The 17,993-nt window shown below is 71.2% G+C and carries 13 protein-coding genes; 8 read left to right on the top strand and 5 right to left on the bottom strand.

Annotation, left to right across the window (positions count from 1 at the left end):
- Positions 1 to 22: 22 nt before the first annotated feature.
- Entirely contained in the window at positions 23 to 1,336 is a 1,314-nt protein-coding gene (locus OG738_RS43425; protein WP_329049851.1) for a DUF349 domain-containing protein, read from the bottom strand.
- A gap of 245 nt (positions 1,337 to 1,581) precedes the next feature.
- On the opposite strand from OG738_RS43425, the gene miaA reads away from it, so the two are divergent.
- Entirely contained in the window at positions 1,582 to 2,481 is a 900-nt protein-coding gene (gene miaA / locus OG738_RS43420) for a tRNA (adenosine(37)-N6)-dimethylallyltransferase MiaA (protein ID WP_442875975.1), read from the top strand.
- Positions 2,482 to 2,490: 9 nt separating this feature from the next.
- The gene (gene dapF / locus OG738_RS43415) at positions 2,491 to 3,318 is read left to right on the top strand and encodes a diaminopimelate epimerase (protein ID WP_329049849.1); all 828 of its coding nucleotides are present in this window, start codon (positions 2,491 to 2,493) and stop codon (positions 3,316 to 3,318) included.
- A gap of 16 nt (positions 3,319 to 3,334) precedes the next feature.
- On the opposite strand, the gene valS is transcribed toward dapF, so the two are convergent.
- Both valS and OG738_RS43405 read right to left on the bottom strand, forming a co-directional pair.
- Positions 3,335 to 5,851: a valine--tRNA ligase gene (gene valS / locus OG738_RS43410; RefSeq protein WP_329049848.1), complete on the bottom strand. Its 2,517-nt coding sequence runs from the start codon at positions 5,849 to 5,851 to the stop codon at positions 3,335 to 3,337.
- 9 nt (positions 5,852 to 5,860) lie between these two features.
- Positions 5,861 to 7,114: an MFS transporter gene (locus tag OG738_RS43405; RefSeq protein WP_329049847.1), complete on the bottom strand. Its 1,254-nt coding sequence runs from the start codon at positions 7,112 to 7,114 to the stop codon at positions 5,861 to 5,863.
- Positions 7,115 to 7,175: 61 nt separating this feature from the next.
- Between OG738_RS43405 and OG738_RS43400 the strand changes: the two genes are divergently transcribed.
- Genes OG738_RS43400 through OG738_RS43390 form a run of 3 tightly spaced genes read left to right on the top strand, consistent with a single transcriptional unit; the run spans position 7,176 to position 10,237 of the window.
- Complete coding sequence (locus OG738_RS43400; RefSeq protein WP_329057048.1) at positions 7,176 to 7,679, top strand: ArsR/SmtB family transcription factor; 504 nt, start codon at positions 7,176 to 7,178, stop codon at positions 7,677 to 7,679.
- A 42-nt stretch (positions 7,680 to 7,721) separates the two neighbouring features.
- Entirely contained in the window at positions 7,722 to 9,170 is a 1,449-nt protein-coding gene (gene hflX, locus OG738_RS43395; protein WP_329049846.1) for a GTPase HflX, read from the top strand.
- Positions 9,171 to 9,223: 53 nt separating this feature from the next.
- Complete coding sequence (locus OG738_RS43390; RefSeq protein ID WP_329049845.1) at positions 9,224 to 10,237, top strand: hypothetical protein; 1,014 nt, start codon at positions 9,224 to 9,226, stop codon at positions 10,235 to 10,237.
- Between the two features lie 294 nt (positions 10,238 to 10,531).
- On the opposite strand, the gene lexA is transcribed toward OG738_RS43390, so the two are convergent.
- Positions 10,532 to 11,191 carry a transcriptional repressor LexA gene (lexA, locus tag OG738_RS43385; RefSeq protein ID WP_329049843.1) on the bottom strand — a complete coding sequence of 220 codons (660 nt, stop codon included), beginning with the start codon at positions 11,189 to 11,191 and terminating at the stop codon, positions 10,532 to 10,534.
- A 353-nt stretch (positions 11,192 to 11,544) separates the two neighbouring features.
- Between lexA and OG738_RS43380 the strand changes: the two genes are divergently transcribed.
- The 3 genes from OG738_RS43380 (at position 11,545) to OG738_RS43370 (ending at position 16,979) form a co-directional block, all read left to right on the top strand.
- Positions 11,545 to 12,015: a LysM peptidoglycan-binding domain-containing protein gene (locus OG738_RS43380; RefSeq protein ID WP_329049842.1), complete on the top strand. Its 471-nt coding sequence runs from the start codon at positions 11,545 to 11,547 to the stop codon at positions 12,013 to 12,015.
- 552 nt (positions 12,016 to 12,567) lie between these two features.
- Positions 12,568 to 13,062: a transcriptional regulator NrdR gene (gene nrdR, locus OG738_RS43375; RefSeq protein WP_329049840.1), complete on the top strand. Its 495-nt coding sequence runs from the start codon at positions 12,568 to 12,570 to the stop codon at positions 13,060 to 13,062.
- 32 nt (positions 13,063 to 13,094) lie between these two features.
- Positions 13,095 to 16,979 (top strand): vitamin B12-dependent ribonucleotide reductase, encoded by a 3,885-nt coding sequence (locus OG738_RS43370; RefSeq protein WP_329049838.1) that lies wholly within the window; start codon positions 13,095 to 13,097, stop codon positions 16,977 to 16,979.
- A gap of 232 nt (positions 16,980 to 17,211) precedes the next feature.
- On the opposite strand, the gene OG738_RS43365 is transcribed toward OG738_RS43370, so the two are convergent.
- A complete protein-coding gene (locus tag OG738_RS43365; RefSeq protein ID WP_329049836.1) occupies positions 17,212 to 17,934 on the bottom strand; it encodes a hypothetical protein in 723 nt (240 codons plus the stop codon).
- Between the last annotated feature and the right edge of the window lie 59 nt (positions 17,935 to 17,993).

Genomic DNA, 17,993 nt, shown 5'->3' with positions numbered 1-17,993 from the left:
AAGGGGCCTCCGAGAACAAACCTCAGCGGTCGGCGACCGCGGCCTCCGCCGCCTGCAGCCACTCGCGCCACTGGGCGGCCTGCTCGTCGGCCTTCTTCGCGCGGCGCTCGTCGCCCGCCGCCCGCGCCTTCGCGGCCTGGGACTCGAACTGCTCGACGCGCTCGCGGAACTGCGCGGCGCGGGCCTGGGCCTCCGGGTCCGTGCGGCGCCAGCGGCTGTCTTCGGCCGACTTCACCGAGTCCTGGACGGCCTTGAGCCGGCCGTCGAGCTCGCGGATGCGCTCGCGTGGGACCTTGCCGATCTCGTCCCACTGCTCCTGGATCTTGCGCAGCGCGTTCTTGGCCGCTTCGAGGTTCGCCGCCGCGTCGATCTTCTCGGCCTCGACCAGCAGCTCTTCCTTCCGCGCGGCGTTCTGCGTGAACTCCGCGTCCCGCTCGGAGAACACCGCGGACCGGCGGGCGAAGAACTTGTCCTGCGCCGCGCGGAAGCGCTGCCACAGGGCCTCGTCGCTGTCCTTGGGCGCGCGGCCGGCGGCCTTCCACTCGGTCATCAGGTCCTTGTAGCGGCCGGCGGTCTCGCCCCAGTCCTCGGACTCGCTGATGGCTTCGGCCTCGGCGATGAGCTCTTCCTTGCGCTGCTTGGCCGACGCGCGCTGCTTGTCCAACTCGGCGAAGTGCGACCCGCGGCGCCGGTTGAACCCCTCGCGGGCCTTCGAGAACCGCTTCCACAGCTCGTCGTCCGTCTTGCGGTCGACGCCCTTGACCGTCTTCCACTCGTCCAGGATCGCGCGCAGCCGGTCGCCCGCCGCCTTCCACTGGGTGGAGTCGGCGGCGATCTTCTCGGCCTCCTCGGCCAGCTCCTGCTTCCGGGCGACGGCGGCCGCGCGGGCCACCTCGCGCTCCTGCTTCGCGCTGGCCAGCGCCTTCTCCGCGTGCCCGATGACGTACTCCAGCCGGGCGGCGAGCGCGGCCAGGTCGCCGACGACGGCGGCCTCGGCCAGCCCGTCCCGGATCTGGGTGGCACTCGACAGCGCGTGCTTCGGGTCGCCGGCGCCGGACACCAGGCGGGTCTCCAGCAGCTCGACCTCGGTGCGCAGGTCGTCGAAGCGGCGGGCGTAGTGCACGAGACCCTCGTCGGGGCTGCCGGCCTGCCAGACGCCGACGGCGCGTTCACCCTCGGCGGTGCTGACGTAGACGGTGCCCTCGTCGTCGATCCGGCCCCAGGTCGACGGGGTGGGCTCGGCGGGCGGCACGGGCGGGGCGGCGTGCCCGGCGTGCAGCGCGTGCGGCACCGGGTGCGGGGCCGGGGTACCGGTGGAAGTGTTCTCCTGGGCCATCGCAGGCTCCTTATCGCCTGTACGCCCGCTCGCGCGGGCGCCCCGCCGCGGAAGCGGGGCCGGGTAATGCGGTCGTCACGGGCCGTGCTCGGATGCTACGGCCCCAAGCGGCATTCAAGCAGCTCAGCGCGCACCGTGGTACTGGATGGGCCACTCGAAGCTCGTGATCCTACTTCCGGTGGACGCTCCGTGGCGGCCCGCCGGTATCGTCAGCCGCCGTGACCAGCCCCGCCGCGCCGCCCGAGATCCGTCCCGTGGCGGTGGTCGGGCCGACGGCCACCGGCAAGACCGCGCTGGCCGTGGCGCTGGCGCTGGAGCTGGACGGCGAGGTCGTCAACGCCGACGCGCTGCAGCTGTACCGGGGCATGGACATCGGCACCGCCAAGGCCACCGAGGACGAGCGCCGCGGCGTCCCACACCACCTGCTCGACGTGCTGGAAGTGACCGAGACGGCGTCCGTCGCGGCCTACCAGCGCGACGCGCGCGCCGAGATCGAACGGCTCCTCGCCGCGGGCAAGGTGCCGGTGCTGGCGGGCGGGTCCGGGCTCTACGTCCAGGCCGTGCTCGACGACCTGCGGTTCCCGGGCACCGACCCGGCCGTGCGCGCCCGGCTGGACGCGGAGGCGGTCTCGCTCGGCACCGCCGCGTTGTACACCCGGCTGGGTGAACGCGACCCGGCCGCGGCGGCCGCGATCCTGCCGACCAACACGCGCCGGATCGTGCGTGCCCTCGAGGTCATCGAGATCACCGGCGAGCCGTTCTCGGCGAACCTGCCCCAGCCCGGTCCGGCCCGCTACGGCACCGTCGTGATCGGCGTCGACCGGCAGCCGGAGGAGCTCGACGAGCGCGTGAACGAGCGCGTCCGGCGGATGTTCGAGGCAGGGCTCGTCGACGAAGTCCGCGCGCTGGCCGAGCGTGGGCTGCGCGAGGGGAAGACGGCGTCGCGGGCGCTGGGCTACCAGCAGGTGCTCGCCGAACTGGACGGCGAAGGCGACTTCGAGGCGGCCGCCGCGGCGACGGCGCAGGCCACGCGGCGCTTCGTACGGAAGCAACGGTCCTGGTTCCGGCGCGACAAGCGGATCCACTGGTTCGACGGCGCGGAAACCGGGCTGGCCGCACGTGTCCTGCATACCCTGGGCCGGTAATCTGACCCCATGGGCGGAATCGAGTTCCTCAAGGGGCATGGCACGCAAAACGACTTCGTGCTGCTCCCCGACGCGGCGGGCCGCCTCGAGCTGACCGAGGCGAGGGTCGCCGCGCTGTGCGACCGCCACCGCGGCCTCGGGGCCGACGGCGTGCTGCGCGTCGTCCGCGCCGCCGCGCTCGAAATCCCGTCCGCGGGCGAGTGGTTCATGGACTACCGCAACGCCGACGGCTCGATCGCCGAAATGTGCGGCAACGGCACCCGCGTCTTCGCCCGCTACCTCGTCGAAGCCGGGCTGGAGACCGAGGGCGAGTTCGTCATCGGCACCCGCGCCGGCGACCGCCCGCTCGTGGTGCACCCGGACCGCTCGGTGACCGTGCGGATGGGACCGGCGACGATCACCGGGACGTCGGTGACGGTGGTGGCCGGCCGGCCGTTCTCGGGCGTGGCGGTGAACGTCGGCAACCCGCACCTGGTGTCGCTGATCGACGACGACGTCGCGGACCTCGACCTGCGCGACCAGCCCGACTTCGACCACGACGTCTTCCCGCACGGGGTCAACCTCGAGTTCGTCAACCGCCTCGGCGAAGGCGCGCTCCGGATGCGCGTGCACGAGCGCGGCGTCGGCGAGACCCGGGCGTGCGGCACGGGCACGGTGGCCGCGGTGGCAGCGGCCCTGCACCTGGCGGGCACGGACACGGGAGTGTCCACGGTGGACGTCCCGGGCGGCCGCGTCGAGGTGACGGTGTCGCGCGGCGAATCGACGCTGTCGGGTCCCGCGGAGATCGTGGCGCGCGGCGAGATCGACGAAGCCTGGTGGGCCGCCGCCGGTTCGTGACGGCGACCCACCGGCGTCAGCCGATCTTCGCTTCCACCGCGAAGTCGCCTTCGCCCGTCTTGACGTCCGCGATCGCGCCCGCGCCGCGGATGTCCGGCTCGATCGCCGCGAACCGCGCCAGCACCTCCTCGGGGCCGGTCACCGTCAGCGTCTCCACCGGCGAGCGCATCGACACCTTCGCGTCCGTCTTCGCCCGGCGCACGGCCGCGATCACCTCGCCCGCCAGCGTCAGCAGTTCCGGGTCGCCGTCGGACGCCGACACCGTGGGCCAGGACGCCCGGTGCACCGACCCCGGGCGCCACCACGACCAGACCTCCTCGGTCGCGAACGGCAGGAACGGCGCGAACAACCGCAGCACCGCCGACAGCGCCGTCACCAGCGCCGCCTGAGCCGACTGCGCTCCCTCGGGGCCGCTGTCGCCGTACGCGCGGCCCTTCACCAGCTCGACGTAGTCGTCGCAGAACGTCCAGAAGAACGTCTCCGTCACCTGCAGCGCCCGCGCGTAGTCCAGCGCCTCCAACGCCGCCGTCGCCTGCGAAACGACCGTGGAGAGCGAAGCCAGCAGTGCCCGGTCCAGTGGCTCCACCGCCACGGCGGAAGCGGACGGCACGCCGAGGCCCAGCACGAACCGGCTCGCGTTGAGCAGCTTCGTCGCCAGGCGGCGGCCGACCTTCATCTGGCCCTCGTCCACCGCCGTGTCGACGCCGGGGCGCGCGCTCGCCGCCCAGTAGCGGACCGCGTCCGAGCCGAACCGCTCCAGCAAGTCCACCGGCGTCGTCACGTTGCCCTTGGACTTCGACATCTTCTTGCGGTCCGGGTCGAGCACCCAGCCCGCGATCGACGTCTCCCGCCACGGCAGCACGCCGTGCTCCAGCTCCGCGCGCACCGCGGTCGAAAACAGCCAGGTGCGGATGATCTCGTGCGCCTGCGGCCGCAGGTCCATCGGGAAGACGCGCTCGAAGAGGTCGTCGTCGAGGGTCCACCGGCCGACGATCTGCGGCGTGAGCGACGACGTCGCCCACGTGTCCATCACGTCGGCTTCGGCGACGAACCCGCCCGGGACACCGCGCTGGTCCTCGGTGAAGCCCGGCGGGACGTCGCTGCTGGGGTCGACCGGCAACGCGTCCGGCAGCAAACGGTCGTCGTAGTCCGGCTCGCCGTCGGCGCCGACCCGGTACCACAGCGGGATCGGCACGCCGAAGAACCGCTGGCGGCTGACCAGCCAGTCGCCGGCGAGATTCTCGACCCACGACGAGTACCGGACGCGCATGTGCTTCGGCACCCAGTTCAGTTCCTCGCCGCGCGCCAGCATCTTCTCCCGGAACGCCGGGTCGTTCCCGCCGTTGCGCAGGTACCACTGCCGGCTGGCGACGATTTCCAAGGGCTTGTCGCCCTTCTCGTAGAACTTCACCGAGTGCGTGATCGGCCGCGGTTCCCCGTGCAGGGCCCCGGTTTCACGCAGCAGGCGAACCATGATCTCGCGTCCCGTGTGGACGGTCTTGCCGGCCAGCGGCGCGTACGCCCCGGCCGGCACGCCGTGCGGCGCGTCGGGCAGGAACCGGCCGTCGCGACCCAGCACCACCCGCGTCGCCAGGCGCAGCTCACGCCACCACGTGACGTCGGTGGTGTCGCCGAAGGTGCAGACCATCGCGATGCCGCGGCCCTTTTCGGGATCCGCCAGGTGGTGCGCCACGACGGGCACCTCGACGCCGAACACCGGCGTCCGCACGGACTTCCCGAACAGCGGCTTGAAGCGTTCGTCGTCGGGGTGCGCGACCAGCGCGACGCACGCGGGCAGCAGCTCCGGCCGCGTCGTCGCGATCACGACGTCCGAGCCGTCTTCGGCGGTGAACGCGAGGTCGTGGAACGCGCCCGGGCGTTCACGGTCCTCCAGCTCGGCCTGCGCCACCGCGGTGCGGAAGCTGACGTCCCAGAGCGTCGGCGCCTCGGCCTGGTACGCCTCGCCGCGCTCGAGGTTGCGCAGGAAGGCGCGCTGCGAGATCAACCGCGAATCGTGGCCGATCGTCTGGTAGGTCATCGTCCAGTCGACCGACAGCCCGAGCCGCCGCCACAGCTCTTCGAAGACCTTCTCGTCGGTCACGGTCAGGGATTCGCACAGCTCGACGAAGTTCCGGCGCGAGACGGCCACGACGTCCTTGCCGGGCTTCTCCGGCGGCCGGAAATCCGGGTCGTAGGGCAGCGACGGCTCGCAGCGGACGCCGAAGTGGTTCTGCACCCGGCGTTCGGTCGGCAGGCCGTTGTCGTCCCACCCCATCGGGTAGAACACCTCGAGCCCGCGCATCCGCTTGAACCGCGCGAGGACGTCGGTGTGGGTGTAGGAGAACACGTGCCCGATGTGCAGGGATCCGCTGACCGTCGGCGGCGGGGTGTCGATCGAGTAGATCTCTTCGCGGGTCTTCGTACGGTCGAAACGGTAGGCACCGGTGGATTCCCATACGGGTACCCACTTGGCCTCCAGACCGTCGACACCGACCTTGTCCGGGACTCTCGGGCGCTCGTCTGGGGTACTCATGAAGCAACTCTAGGCGGCCGGAGAACCGCTTTTCGTCGTGGTCGGCAGATCGCGCATGCGCCGCAGCGGCGAGCAGACGACCCACAGCACCGCCGCGACCTCGCCGGCGACCGCGACCCACATCGCGCCGCGCAGCCCGAGCCCTTCGCCGAGCCCGCCGCCCAGCAGCCCGCCGAGCGGGATGGTGCCCCAGACGACGAACCGCACGCTCGCGTTCATCCGGCCGAGCAGCCGGTCCGGGCAGATCGCCTGGCGGTAGGAAACCTGCGCGACGTTGTAGACGGTGATCCCGAACCAGCCGACGGCCCCACCGAGCCCGGCGAGCCCGAGCCGCCAGTCCGGCGCGGCGAGCGGGATCAGCAGGTGGCCGGGCATGGTGACCAGCGGGATCAGCCAGATCGCGCGGGACTGGCCGACCCGCCGGGTGAGCGCGCCCGAGCAGACCGCGCCGAGGATGCCGCCGGCGCCGCCGACCGCCATGAACACGCCCACCGCGGCCGGCGGCAGCCCGACGGTCCGCGTCAGGAACAGCACGTACACCGCGGTGAACGCGCCGCCGAAGAAGTTCGCCGTCCCCGTGGTGCCCACGATCGCCCGCAACGGCTTGTCGGAGAAGACGAAGCGCAGCCCCTCGGTGATCTGCGGGAGCAGCCGGGCGTGAGCGCCGCGGTCCGGCTCGGGTTCTCTCGTGCGGATGCGGAGCAGGCACAGGGCCGACGTGAGGAAGCCGAGGCCGGTGACGAGCACGGTGTTGGCGGCGCTGATCAGCTGGACCAGCCCACCGGCCGCGCTCGGCCCGGCGATCTGCGCGGTCGACTGGACGGCCTGCAGCTTCGCATTGCCCTCCAGCAGGTGTTCCCGCCCGACGAGCGAGGGCAGGTACGACTGGTACGCGATGTCGAAGAACACCGTCGCGATGCCCACGAACAGCACGACCACCAGCAGCTGCGCGAGCGTCAGCACACCGGCCCACCAGCAGACCGGCACGCTCAGCAGCAGCGCGAAGCGGATGAAGTCGGCGGTGAGCATGACCCGGCGGCGGCTCAGCCGGTCGACCCACACCCCGGCCGGCAGCCCGATCAGCAGGAAAGCGAGCGTTTCGGCCGCGGTCAGCAACCCCATCTCGAACGGCGTCGCGGCCAGTGTCACGGCCGCGAGCAGCGGGATGGCGGTATTGCCGACGAACACGCCGAACTGGCTGGCCGTGTCGCCGGCCCACAGCCGCCGGAAGTCGGCGTGGAAGAAGAGAGACCCCCTGGACATGGCCCGAGTCTGGCCCGAGTGATTGGAAAGTGTCAATCACTGTTCGCTCTAGGCTGTGCGCGTGCTCCCCGCGAAACGACGCGCCGCGACCGAAGCCGAGGCCGCCGCGCTGGCCTCCGGAATACGGCTGCGCATCATCCGGTTGACCTTCTCGGAGGCGCTGACGAACAAGGAGCTGGCCGAAAGGCTGGGCCGAGATCCGGCGACGACGCTGCACCACGTGCGCAAGCTCGTCGAGACCGGCTTCCTCGCCGCGCAGCCCCCGCGCCGCGGAGCCCGGGGCGCGAAGGAAATTCCGTATCTTTCGACGGGGCTCTCGTGGACACTCGACTCATGCGGTGACCAGGACGTGGAACAGGCGGTGCTCGAGGCCTATCTGGCCGAGATCGCCGAAACCGGATTCGAGGGCGTGCACCAGTCGCGCCTGGTCGTCCAGGTGGCCCCGGAGGAGCGAGCGGAGCTGGAAACCCGGCTCAACGCCCTGCTCGAGGAGTTCCGCGCGCGCCCCCGCCGTCCCGGCGCCGAACGCACCGCGGTCTACCTCGCCACCTATCCCAGTTCGTAAAAGTTCGGTTCCCGCGGCGAATCGTGGGAACATGGAGGCACGATGACAGAACTGACACACACCGAAGACCACGACGACGACCTGTACGACGGAGACCCGTCGACAGGCGAGATGGAGCTCGAGGACCGGGCGTCACTGCGCCGGGTCAGGGGACTGTCCACGGAGCTCGAGGACGTCACCGAGGTCGAGTACCGGCAACTGCGGCTGGAGCGCGTCGTGCTGGTCGGCGTGTGGACCGAGGGCACCGCCCTGCAGTCCGAGGCGTCGCTGGCCGAGCTGGCGCGCCTCGCCGAGACGGCGGGCTCGGAGGTCCTCGAAGGCCTCATCCAGCGGCGGCCCAAGCCGGACCCGGCCACCTACATCGGCTCGGGCAAGGTGCGGGAGCTGCGGGACATCGTCGGGTCCACCGGCGCCGACACCGTGATCTGCGACGGCGAGCTCTCGCCGGGCCAGCTGCGGCAGCTCGAGGAGAAGGTGAAGGTCAAGGTCATCGACCGGACCGCCCTGATCCTCGACATCTTCGCCCAGCACGCCCGGTCCAAGGAGGGCAAGGCCCAGGTCGAGCTGGCCCAGCTGCAGTACCTCATCCCGCGGCTGCGCGGCTGGGGTACGTCGCTGTCCCGGCAGGCCGGTGGCCGCGCCGGTGGCGCGAACGGCGGCGTCGGCCTGCGTGGTCCCGGTGAGACCAAGCTCGAGACCGACCGGCGGCGGATCAGCAAGCGCGTGTCCAAGCTGCGTCGCGAGATCGCGGCGATGGACACCATCCGCGAGACCAAGCGCGGGCGGCGGCTGGCCAACGAGGTGCCCAGCGTGGCGATCGTCGGCTACACCAACGCCGGCAAGTCGAGCCTGCTCAACGCGCTGACCGGGGCCGGGGTGCTGGTGGAGGACGCGCTGTTCGCCACCCTCGACCCGACCACGCGGCGCGCGCAGACCGCGGACGGGCGCGGCTACACGCTGACCGACACCGTCGGCTTCGTGCGGCACCTGCCGCACCAGCTGGTGGACGCGTTCCGCTCGACGCTGGAGGAGGCCGCGGACGCGGACCTGCTGCTGCACGTGGTGGACGGGTCCGACCCGGCGCCGGAGGAGCAGGTCAGCGCCGTGCGCGAGGTGCTCGGCGAGATCACCCGCAAGCGCAAGGAGCCGCTCCCGCCGGAGCTGCTGGTGATCAACAAGATCGACGCGTCCGACGAGGTCAGCCTCGCCCGGCTGCGGCACGCGCTGGCCGGCTCGGTACCGGTGTCGGCGCGGACCGGGGCGGGCATCGCGGAGCTCGTCGAGGTGATCGCCGAGCGCCTGCCGCGGCCGGAGGTCACCGTCGAGGTCCTCGTGCCCTACTCGCGCGGCGAGCTGGTCTCACGGGCGCACGCGGACGGCGAGGTGCTCGAAGAGGAGCACGCCGAGGACGGCACGCGCCTGCTGGTGCGGGTCCGCCCGGACCTCGCCGCGGCTTTGCGCGAGTACGAGACCAACTCGACCCGGGCCTGAGACGTCTCCGTAGTGTGCGGTCCACGCGGACTGCGCACTACGGAGGTGGCTGGGTGCGCTGGGTGGTCGCATGTGCGGCAGTTTCTTTGGGCGTGCTCGGTGGGCCGGTCCCGGCTTCCGCGGCTCCGGCTGCTCCGGAGCCGTTGTGCATGGTGAAGGACTCGCGGATCGGCGAGCTGTCCGGCCTGGTCTCCGACGGTTCGAAGCTCTACGCGATCAACGACGGCGGCACCAAGGTCCAGGTGTTCGTGCTGGGGCGGGACTGCAAGGTCCAGAAGGTCTTGACCGACAAGACCGACCCCTTCGACGTCGAGGACCTGGCCAGGACGCCGGACGGGACGCTGTGGCTGTCCGACACGGGGGACAACCAGAAGGGCCGGCTGACGGTCGCGCTCCTGGAGCTGAGCCCGGCGGGCAAGGTGACGCTGCACCGGCTCACGTACCCGGACGGGCAGCACGACACCGAAGCGCTGATCATGGACAAGGCGGGGACGCCGTACCTGATCACCAAGGACATCCTCGGTGAGGCTCGCGTGTACCGGCCGTCCGGGCCGTTGGGGAGCCCGGGGCCGACGAACCTGGAGAAGGTCGGCACGGTGAAGATCGCCACCACCGACACCCAGGGCGGCCCGGTGGGGGCGATCGGCTCGGTCCTGGTGACGGGTGGCGCGTCGACGGCCGACGGAACGGTGGTCGCGCTGCGGACTTACACGGACGCGTACGTGTACGCGGCCCCGGACGGGGACGTGTGGGCGGCGTTGCAGCGGACACCGGTCCGGATCCCGTTGCCGGGCGAGAAGCAGGGCGAGGCGATCGCGTTCGACCCCGACGGGACGTTGTTGTCGGGGAGCGAAGGCGTGGGCGAGCCGATCCGCGCGGTTCGCGGCGCGGCTGCCTTGGCGGCTTCGGCCGCGCCGTCTTCCGACGGGAAGCCGGCTTCCAACGCGGGTGGTGAGTCCGGTTCGGACGGTGGGGGAGTCCCGCTCCTGCCGGCGGCGGGGATCGCGGTGGCCGTGGTGGGACTCGGCTGGTTCGGGTTCAGCCGGTTGCGCCGCCGGAGGGGCTGAGCGGGATCCGGCTGGGGTCGGGTGTGCTGGTGCTTTGCTGCTGGCGGCCGGGTGGGGTATGCGGTAGCGGGTTCCGGCGGGCCGTCCTTCGCGCGGTGCGGGGCGCGGCCGCTTGAGCCGCGCAGTCCTGCGCACCGCGCGAAGGAAACCTCGACCGGCGCGGTGGCGGACAGGGCCGGGCTTCCTGTCCGTCTCCGCGTCGCGGTCGGGCCGGCTCCGAATCTCGGCTCCCCACGGCCAAGATCATCCGATCCGGTGAACCTCCCGGGCCGTGCGATAGCCCGGAAGTCCCTCTCAAAGGCGTCGCAGCACCGCCACCACCTTGCCGAGCACCGTCGCCTCGTCGCCGGGGATCGGGTCGTACGCCTCGTTGTGCGGCATCAGCCAGATGTGGCCGCCCTTGCGCTTGAACGTCTTGACCGTCGCCTCGCCGTCGATCATCGCCGCGACGATCTCGCCGTTGTCCGCGTCCGGCTGCTGGCGGACCACGACCCAGTCGCCGTCGGTGATGGCCGCGTCGATCATCGAGTCGCCGGTGACCTTGAGCAGGAACAGCTCGCCCTCGCCGACGATCTCCCGCGGCAGCGGGAACACGTCCTCGATGGCCTGCTCGGCCAGCACCGGGCCACCGGCGGCGATCCGGCCGACCAGCGGCACGTACGCCGCCTTCGGCATGACCGGCTGCTGGTCCATCTCGATGCCCATGGGGTTGTCGTCGGTCGCCGAAAGCACGCCGACCGCGCGGGGACGGTTCGCGTCCCGCCGCAGGTAACCCTTGCGCTGCAGGGCGCGCAGCTGGTGCGACACCGACGACGTCGACGTCAGGCCGACCGCCTCGCCGATCTCGCGGACGCTCGGCGGGTAGCCGAACCGGCTCACCCACGAGCGGATCACGTCGAGGACCTGCTGCTGGCGGACGGTGAGGGTCTCGTCCACGTCGTACACCTCGGGCATGGGGTGCACACTGCCCCCGGGGGACCCACTGGTCCTGCCCGCCTTGTTCTCCTTCGCCACTGCGTCGCCTCCCAGACGTTCGCTGCACGTATCGCGCGCCGGCCGCCGCCCGCCGGGTGCGGGCAGCCTCGCCGGCGGCATCTGCCCGGCAGATGCCCTGGTCACCGACGTTAGCCCCCGGGCACGACGATTTCAAACATCTGTTCGATCGACACGCCGTGTCCGCTCGATTTTGTCGGTGGCAGGTGGTAGACCTTCGCACGGGCGTTCGATAGAACGCCTGTTCGACCTTGATCCACGGGCCGGCACCGGCCCCGGAAACAGGCGGACACCAGGGTTTCGAGGAGGTTCGGATGTCCATTCTGGCCGAACGCGGGCACGCCCGCCCGGCGACCCCGGTCCCGGCGCCACCCCGTCCCGTCCGCGTCCTGCGCGGGCGCCGCGGCGAGGTGCAGCGCCCGCCGACACGCGCACGCGTCGTCGCGGGCCGCCGCCCGGCCGGTGCCCCGTGCGCGGCGCCCCGCCGGGTGCCGGTGCGGTGGCCGTGGCTGGCCGCGCTGGCCGTCGCGAGCTGCCTCGTGGTCACCGGGCTGGGCCTCTTCGGCGGCGGCGTCGCCGTGAACGCCCCGGTGCCCGAGCGGACCGCCACGGTGTCGGTCGGGCCGGGCGACACGCTTTCGTCGCTGGCCGAGCGGTTCGCGCCGGAAAGCGACGCGAGCGCGGTCGTCGCCCGGATCAAGGAGCTGAACCGCTTGGACGGAGCCGTCCTGGTGCCCGGCCTGCCGCTCACCGTCCCGGTGGCCGACGCCGTCCCCGCGCCGTGACGGTGCCGCTCGGCGTCCATGTGGCCGTACGCGCGAGCCGGTATCGGTCCGGTCGTGGACGGTTCCGGTCGCCGGCGCCGCCATCCTCCGCGTCGCGAAAACCGCCTGGGTGCCCGGCGAGAATCACCCGCTCCGGTGAAACCGCGGATCGCGCGGAAGGTGGTGTCCCGCGGGGCTCGCCGGGGCACCCGAAGCGACGGTCCCGCTGCTCCACCAGGGTGATGCCGCCCCGGCATCCGCCCCGCGGCGGTCCGGCACCCGGCAAAGCACGCCCGAGCCCGCGCGCCGAGGCCTGCCCAGCCTCACCCGGGCGGGTTCCGACCCGGCCGCGTCGCTTGCGCACGCCCCCTCCGAGTTCTACGCTCGCCCGCTATATGTAGTAGTTACACCGCTGTAGTTGGTCCACAGGTTGGGGTAGACTGGGCAGCAGTTGTCCACAGCTGGTCGGCTCTTACCCACCGGATGTCCACAAAACGATCACCAGGTGCAGGGGTGCATGGTGGCCGCGGGCGTCGACCGGGCGGCCGGCGAAGAGGGGAAGGTGATCGGCGGATGCGGTGCCCGTTCTGCCGGCATGCGGACTCCCGGGTCGTCGACTCCCGAGAGGTGGATGAAGGCCAGGCGATCCGCAGGCGGCGCTCGTGCGCGTCGTGCGGACGGCGGTTCACGACGTCGGAGACGATGGTGCTCGCCGTCGTCAAGCGGTCCGGGGTCACCGAACAGTTCAGCCGGGACAAGGTGGTGAGCGGCGTCCGCCGCGCCTGCCAGGGCAGGCCGGTCGACGACGACGCGTTGCAGCAGCTCGCGCAGCGCGTGGAGGAGTCGATCCGCTCCGCCGGCTTGGCGGAGATCCCGAGTCACGAGGTCGGCCTGGCCATCCTGGGCCCGCTGCGTGAGCTCGACGGGGTCGCCTACCTCCGGTTCGCCAGTGTCTACCGCTCCTTCTCCTCGGTCGAGGACTTCGAGAAGGAGATAGCCGATCTTCGTGAGGCCATGGCGGGTTCTGCTGCCCCGGAGGAGAGCGATCAGCGAGCAGACGGCGACTGAGCCGTCCCGCTGCGGGAGTGAGGGTTCGACCGATGACCGAAACCGTGGGAACCGGGGCCGGCGCGGCCGCCGGCAAGAAGAGCAAGGCGGCCGGCGGGCTGAGCGTGAAGCGGGTCTTCACCACCGAGGGTAAGCACCCGTACGACCAGGTGACCTGGGAACAGCGCGACGTCGTGATGACGAACTGGCGCGACGGCTCGGTCAACTTCGAGCAGCGCGGCGTGGAGTTCCCCGACTTCTGGTCGGTCAACGCCACCAACATCGTCACCAGCAAGTACTTCCGCGGCGCCGTCGGCAGCCCGCAGCGCGAGCGCAGCCTCAAGCAGCTGATCGACCGCGTCGTGAAGACCTACGTCAAGGCCGCCCGCGACCACGGCTACTTCGCCTCGCCGCAGGACCTCGAGATCTTCGAGCACGAGCTCACCTGGATGCTGCTGCACCAGGTCTTCAGCTTCAACTCCCCGGTCTGGTTCAACGTCGGCACGGCGTCGAAGCAGCAGGTCAGCGCCTGCCAGCCGTACGACGCGCTGGTGAGCACCCCCGGCGGTGCCGTGCCGATCGGCCGGTTCGTCGAGCTGAACGCGGTGGGAGCCAAGGTCTACGACGCGCACGGACTGACCAAGGTCGTCGCCACCAAGGCCAACGGTGTGAAGGAAGTCCTGCGCGTCACGACGAACTCGGGTCACGTGCTCGACGTGACGGCGGATCACCTCGTCTGGCGTGCGAGTGCGGGCGGAGGGAAGTTCGTGCCCGCCGGGCAGCTGCACGTCGGCGACCAGCTCGAATGGCACCGACGCAGCGCCTTCGGTGAGGAAGAGATCCGGCAAGCCGACATCGCCGAAGCCGCGCTCGCCGGTTGGCTGCAGTCGGACGGATTCGTCGGCCAGTACCACGGGACGAACAGCTCGCTCACCATCGAAGCGATGACCGTCAACGACGCCGAGCTGGCGTGGGTGCGCGACGCGCTCGACAACGTCTTCCCCGGCGTCCACCGCAAGGAACGCACCGTCGAGACGCAAGACGAGACGCTCGATTGCCGCCGGACCCGGCTCTACGGAAACGTTCTCGAAAACTTCGTCGACGCCTGGGGGCTGCGTGCCCGGGGGACCGACATGGAGGTACCGGCGCACCTGCACACGGCGCCCCTCCCGGTCGTGGCTGCGTACCTGCGGAGCATCTTCCAGGCCGAGGGCTACGTCTCGGCGCGGGAACGGTCCACGTTGGTCGCTCTGGACATGATCGGCGAGGAGCTCGTGCGGGGCCTCCAGCAGCTGCTGGCCAGGTTCGGCATCTTCGCTCGCGTGGGCCGCAAGAAGGAGAGCCGCCCGGACCGACACGACCTCTGGGGAATCCGGATCCAGAACGCCGGCGACCGCCGGATTTTCGCGGACGAGATCGGCTTCATCGATCCCGTGAAGACCGCGAAGCTGGAGGCGTCGTTCGAGAAGCCGGGTTTGGCGGCCGAGGACACGAAGCGGCTCGAGATCGCCACGATCGAAAGCCGCGGCGAGATGCCGGTCTACGACATCCAGACGGAATCCGGTGAGTACCTGTCCGGGAACCTCCGCGTCCACAACTGCTTCATCCTCGCCGTCGACGACACGATGGAGTCGATCCTCAACTGGTACCGCGAGGAGGGCCTGATCTTCAAGGGCGGCTCCGGCGCCGGTCTCAACCTCTCCCGCATCCGCTCGTCGAAGGAGTTGCTGACCTCCGGCGGCACCGCGTCCGGCCCGGTTTCGTTCATGCGCGGCGCCGACGCGTCCGCGGGCACCATCAAGTCCGGCGGCGCCACCCGGCGCGCGGCGAAGATGGTCGTGCTCGACATCGACCACCCGGACATCGAAGAGTTCGTCCAGACGAAGGCGCGCGAAGAGGAGAAGATCAAGGTCCTGCGCGACGCCGGGTTCGACATGGACCTCTCCGGCGCGGACATCTCCTCGGTGCAGTACCAGAACGCGAACAACTCGGTCCGCGTGTCCGACGAGTTCATGCAGGCGGTGGAGAACGGCACCGACTTCGGCCTGCGCGCCCGGCTCACCGGCGAGGTCATCGACCGGGCCGACGCGAAGAAGCTGTTCCGCAGCGTCGCGCAGGCCGCGTGGGAGTGCGCCGACCCCGGCATCCAGTACGACGGCACGATCAACGACTGGCACACCTGCCCGGAGTCGGGCCGGATCACCGCGTCCAACCCGTGCAGCGAGTACATGCACCTCGACAACTCGAGCTGCAACCTCGCCTCGCTGAACCTGCTCAAGTTCGTCACGCCCGAGGGCACGTTCGACGCGCCGCTGTTCGCGCGCGCCGTCGAGTTCGTCATCACGGCGATGGACGTCTCGATCTGCTTCGCGGACTTCCCGACCGAGCCGATCGCCGACACCACGCGCAAGTTCCGCCAGCTCGGGATCGGCTACGCGAACCTGGGCGCGTTGCTGATGGCGCTGGGCCACGCGTACGACTCCGACGGCGGCCGTGCGCTCGCGGCGGCGATCACGTCGCTGATGACCGGCGTGTCCTACCGGCGTTCGGCCGAGCTGGCCCAGGCCGTCGGCGCGTACGAGGGCTACGCGCGCAACGCCGAGTCGCACCAGCGCGTGATGCGCAAGCACGCGGCGGCGAACGAACTCGTCCGCACCTACCACGCCAACGACGCCGCGGTCCGCGCGCTGGCGACGGAGGAGTGGAAGAAGGGCATCGACATCGGCACGAAGCACGGCTGGCGCAACGCCCAGGCGTCCGTGCTCGCGCCCACCGGCACCATCGGCTTCATGATGGACTGCGACACCACCGGGATCGAGCCGGACTTCTCGCTGGTGAAGTTCAAAAAGCTCGTCGGCGGCGGCTCGATGCAGATCGTCAACCAGACGGTGCCGCGCGCGCTCGAAGCGCTGGGCTACCAGGCCGAGCAGGTCGAGGCGATCGTCGAGTTCGTGGCGCAGCACGGCCACGTCGTCGACGCGCCGGGGCTGCGGCCGGAGCACTACGAGGTGTTCGACTGCGCGGTCGGCGAGCGCTCGATCGCGCCGATGGGTCACGTCCGGATGATGGCCGCGGTGCAGCCGTTCCTCTCCGGTGCCATCTCGAAGACCGTCAACATGCCGGAGTCGGCGACGGTCGAAGAGGTCGAGGAGATCTACTTCCAGGGCTGGAAGCTCGGCCTCAAGGCCCTCGCGATCTACCGTGACAACTGCAAGGTCGGTCAGCCGCTGTCGACGGCCAAGAAGGAGAAGGCGGTCGCGGAGCCGGAGAAGGTCGTCGAGTACCGGCCGGTGCGCAAGCGCCTGCCGAAGAAGCGCCCGAGCCAGACGGTGTCGTTCACGGTCGGCGGCGCGGAGGGCTACCTGACGGCGGGCTCGTACCCGGACGACGGCCTCGGCGAGATCTTCGTCAAGCTGGGCAAGCAGGGCTCGACCCTGGCCGGCGTGATGGACGCGTTCTCGATGTCGATCTCGGTCGGCCTGCAGCACGGCATCCCGCTCGAGTTCTACGTCTCGAAGTTCTCGAACCTGCGCTTCGAGCCGGCGGGCATGACCGACGACCCGGACATCCGCATCGCGACGAGCGTGATGGACTACCTGTTCCGCCGCCTGGCGCTGGACTACCTGCCGTACGAGAAGCGTTCGCAGCTGGGCATCCTGTCGGCGGACGAGCGGTCGGCGGAGGTGGAGGCCACCTACGGCGGCGGCGCGGGCGTCGACCTCGAGGCGTTGAGCTCCACAGTGGACTCTTCGCCGGAGCCGCACGCGGAGGAGCCGGAGCACCCCCACCGCGAAGCCCAGACGACGACGGAGCTGATGGAGCTGCGCCTCGGCAAGGCGGCGGACGCCCCGCTGTGCATGACGTGCGGAACGAAGATGCGCCCGGCAGGCTCGTGCTACGCCTGCGAAGGCTGCGGCGCGACGTCGGGTTGTAGCTGACGGTTCCCGCTGACCCGGGCCGAGTCGCCCGGGTCAGCGGAACGCCCGCTGCGCCTCGGAAACCGGCGACGAAACCGAACCGCCGGGGAGCCTCTCGCGGGCACCCTCCGCCCCCAGGCTCGTGGTGGCCAGGGGCGTCGGCGGTCGTCATGCGGTCCGGCTTCCTCCCGCGACCGCCGACGGACAACGACCGAGCCGGGCCCTGCGCGGGCCCGGCTCGTCCGCCGTGCGGTCAGTCTTCGTGGTGCCGGCCGTCCCAGCCGTCGGTGGCGTCGGCCACTGTGGACACGGAGTGGACGGTGGCGCCGTCCTCGTCCGCGGCCACGTACCAGTTGTGGTAGCCGGCGTACCCGGGCACCGCGAGCGAGTGGACGCCGCTGGACGACGCCCCGTCGGGGCCCGCCGTCAGCGCGCCGGATTCGTAGGTGGCGTAGTCGTCGCCGGCGTGGCTCTCGACGTGCGACGAGGTCGCGCCGTCGATGTCGGCCGACTGCGTATCGGCGACGTAGCTCGCGTCGTCGTCGCTGTGGTGGTGCGCCGGGCGGGCGGCATCGTGGTGGTGGGCCGGACGCGCGTGGTGCGTGGCCGGCTCCGCGTCCGGGTCCGGGTCCGGGTGGTGCGCGGCGTGGTGGGGCACGGCCACGTCGTCGTCGGCGTCGTTCGAGCCGCCGGTCCAGCCGGTGTCGTCGCCGGAGCCTTCGCTGTGCACCACGGCCGCCCCGCCGATGCCGGCCACCGCGGTGTCCTCCTCCGACCAGTGGTGGCCCCAGCAGTCGGTGCCTTCTTCGGTGTCGGTGGTGCCCGCGCCGCCGATGCCGGCGTACGCGCCGGAGCTTTCGGTGCTCCAGGTGTCGAAAGGACTGTCGAACGTGCTCGCCGACGAAGGGCCGGCGATGACGAGGGAAATCGGCAGTGCGAATGCGCCCGCGAAAGCGAGCCGCCGCAAGGTGGACATGAGTGATCGGGGTTCCTTCCTGGCTGCGGCACCGGAAATTTCGGGGTTCCGGGTACCGG

Source organism: Amycolatopsis sp. NBC_01488, assembly GCF_036227105.1.
In the GTDB taxonomy this organism is placed as follows: Bacteria; Actinomycetota; Actinomycetes; order Mycobacteriales; family Pseudonocardiaceae; genus Amycolatopsis.
Note: the sequence above shows the minus strand (reverse complement) of the source record. Positions and strands in the feature narration are given on the sequence as shown.

Bases quoted from the DNA above. Each gene is read 5' to 3' on its own strand.
- OG738_RS43425 (WP_329049851.1), bottom strand. From the start codon at position 1,336: ATGGCCCAGGAGAACACTTCCACCGGTACCCCGGCCCCGCACCCGGTG.
- dapF (WP_329049849.1), top strand. From the start codon at position 2,491: ATGGGCGGAATCGAGTTCCTCAAGGGGCATGGCACGCAAAACGACTTC.
- valS (WP_329049848.1), bottom strand. From the start codon at position 5,851: ATGAGTACCCCAGACGAGCGCCCGAGAGTCCCGGACAAGGTCGGTGTC.
- OG738_RS43405 (WP_329049847.1), bottom strand. From the start codon at position 7,114: ATGTCCAGGGGGTCTCTCTTCTTCCACGCCGACTTCCGGCGGCTGTGG.
- hflX (WP_329049846.1), top strand. From the start codon at position 7,722: ATGACAGAACTGACACACACCGAAGACCACGACGACGACCTGTACGAC.
- lexA (WP_329049843.1), bottom strand. From the start codon at position 11,191: ATGCCCGAGGTGTACGACGTGGACGAGACCCTCACCGTCCGCCAGCAG.
- OG738_RS43380 (WP_329049842.1), top strand. From the start codon at position 11,545: ATGTCCATTCTGGCCGAACGCGGGCACGCCCGCCCGGCGACCCCGGTC.
- nrdR (WP_329049840.1), top strand. From the start codon at position 12,568: ATGCGGTGCCCGTTCTGCCGGCATGCGGACTCCCGGGTCGTCGACTCC.
- OG738_RS43370 (WP_329049838.1), top strand. From the start codon at position 13,095: ATGACCGAAACCGTGGGAACCGGGGCCGGCGCGGCCGCCGGCAAGAAG.
- OG738_RS43365 (WP_329049836.1), bottom strand. From the start codon at position 17,934: ATGTCCACCTTGCGGCGGCTCGCTTTCGCGGGCGCATTCGCACTGCCG.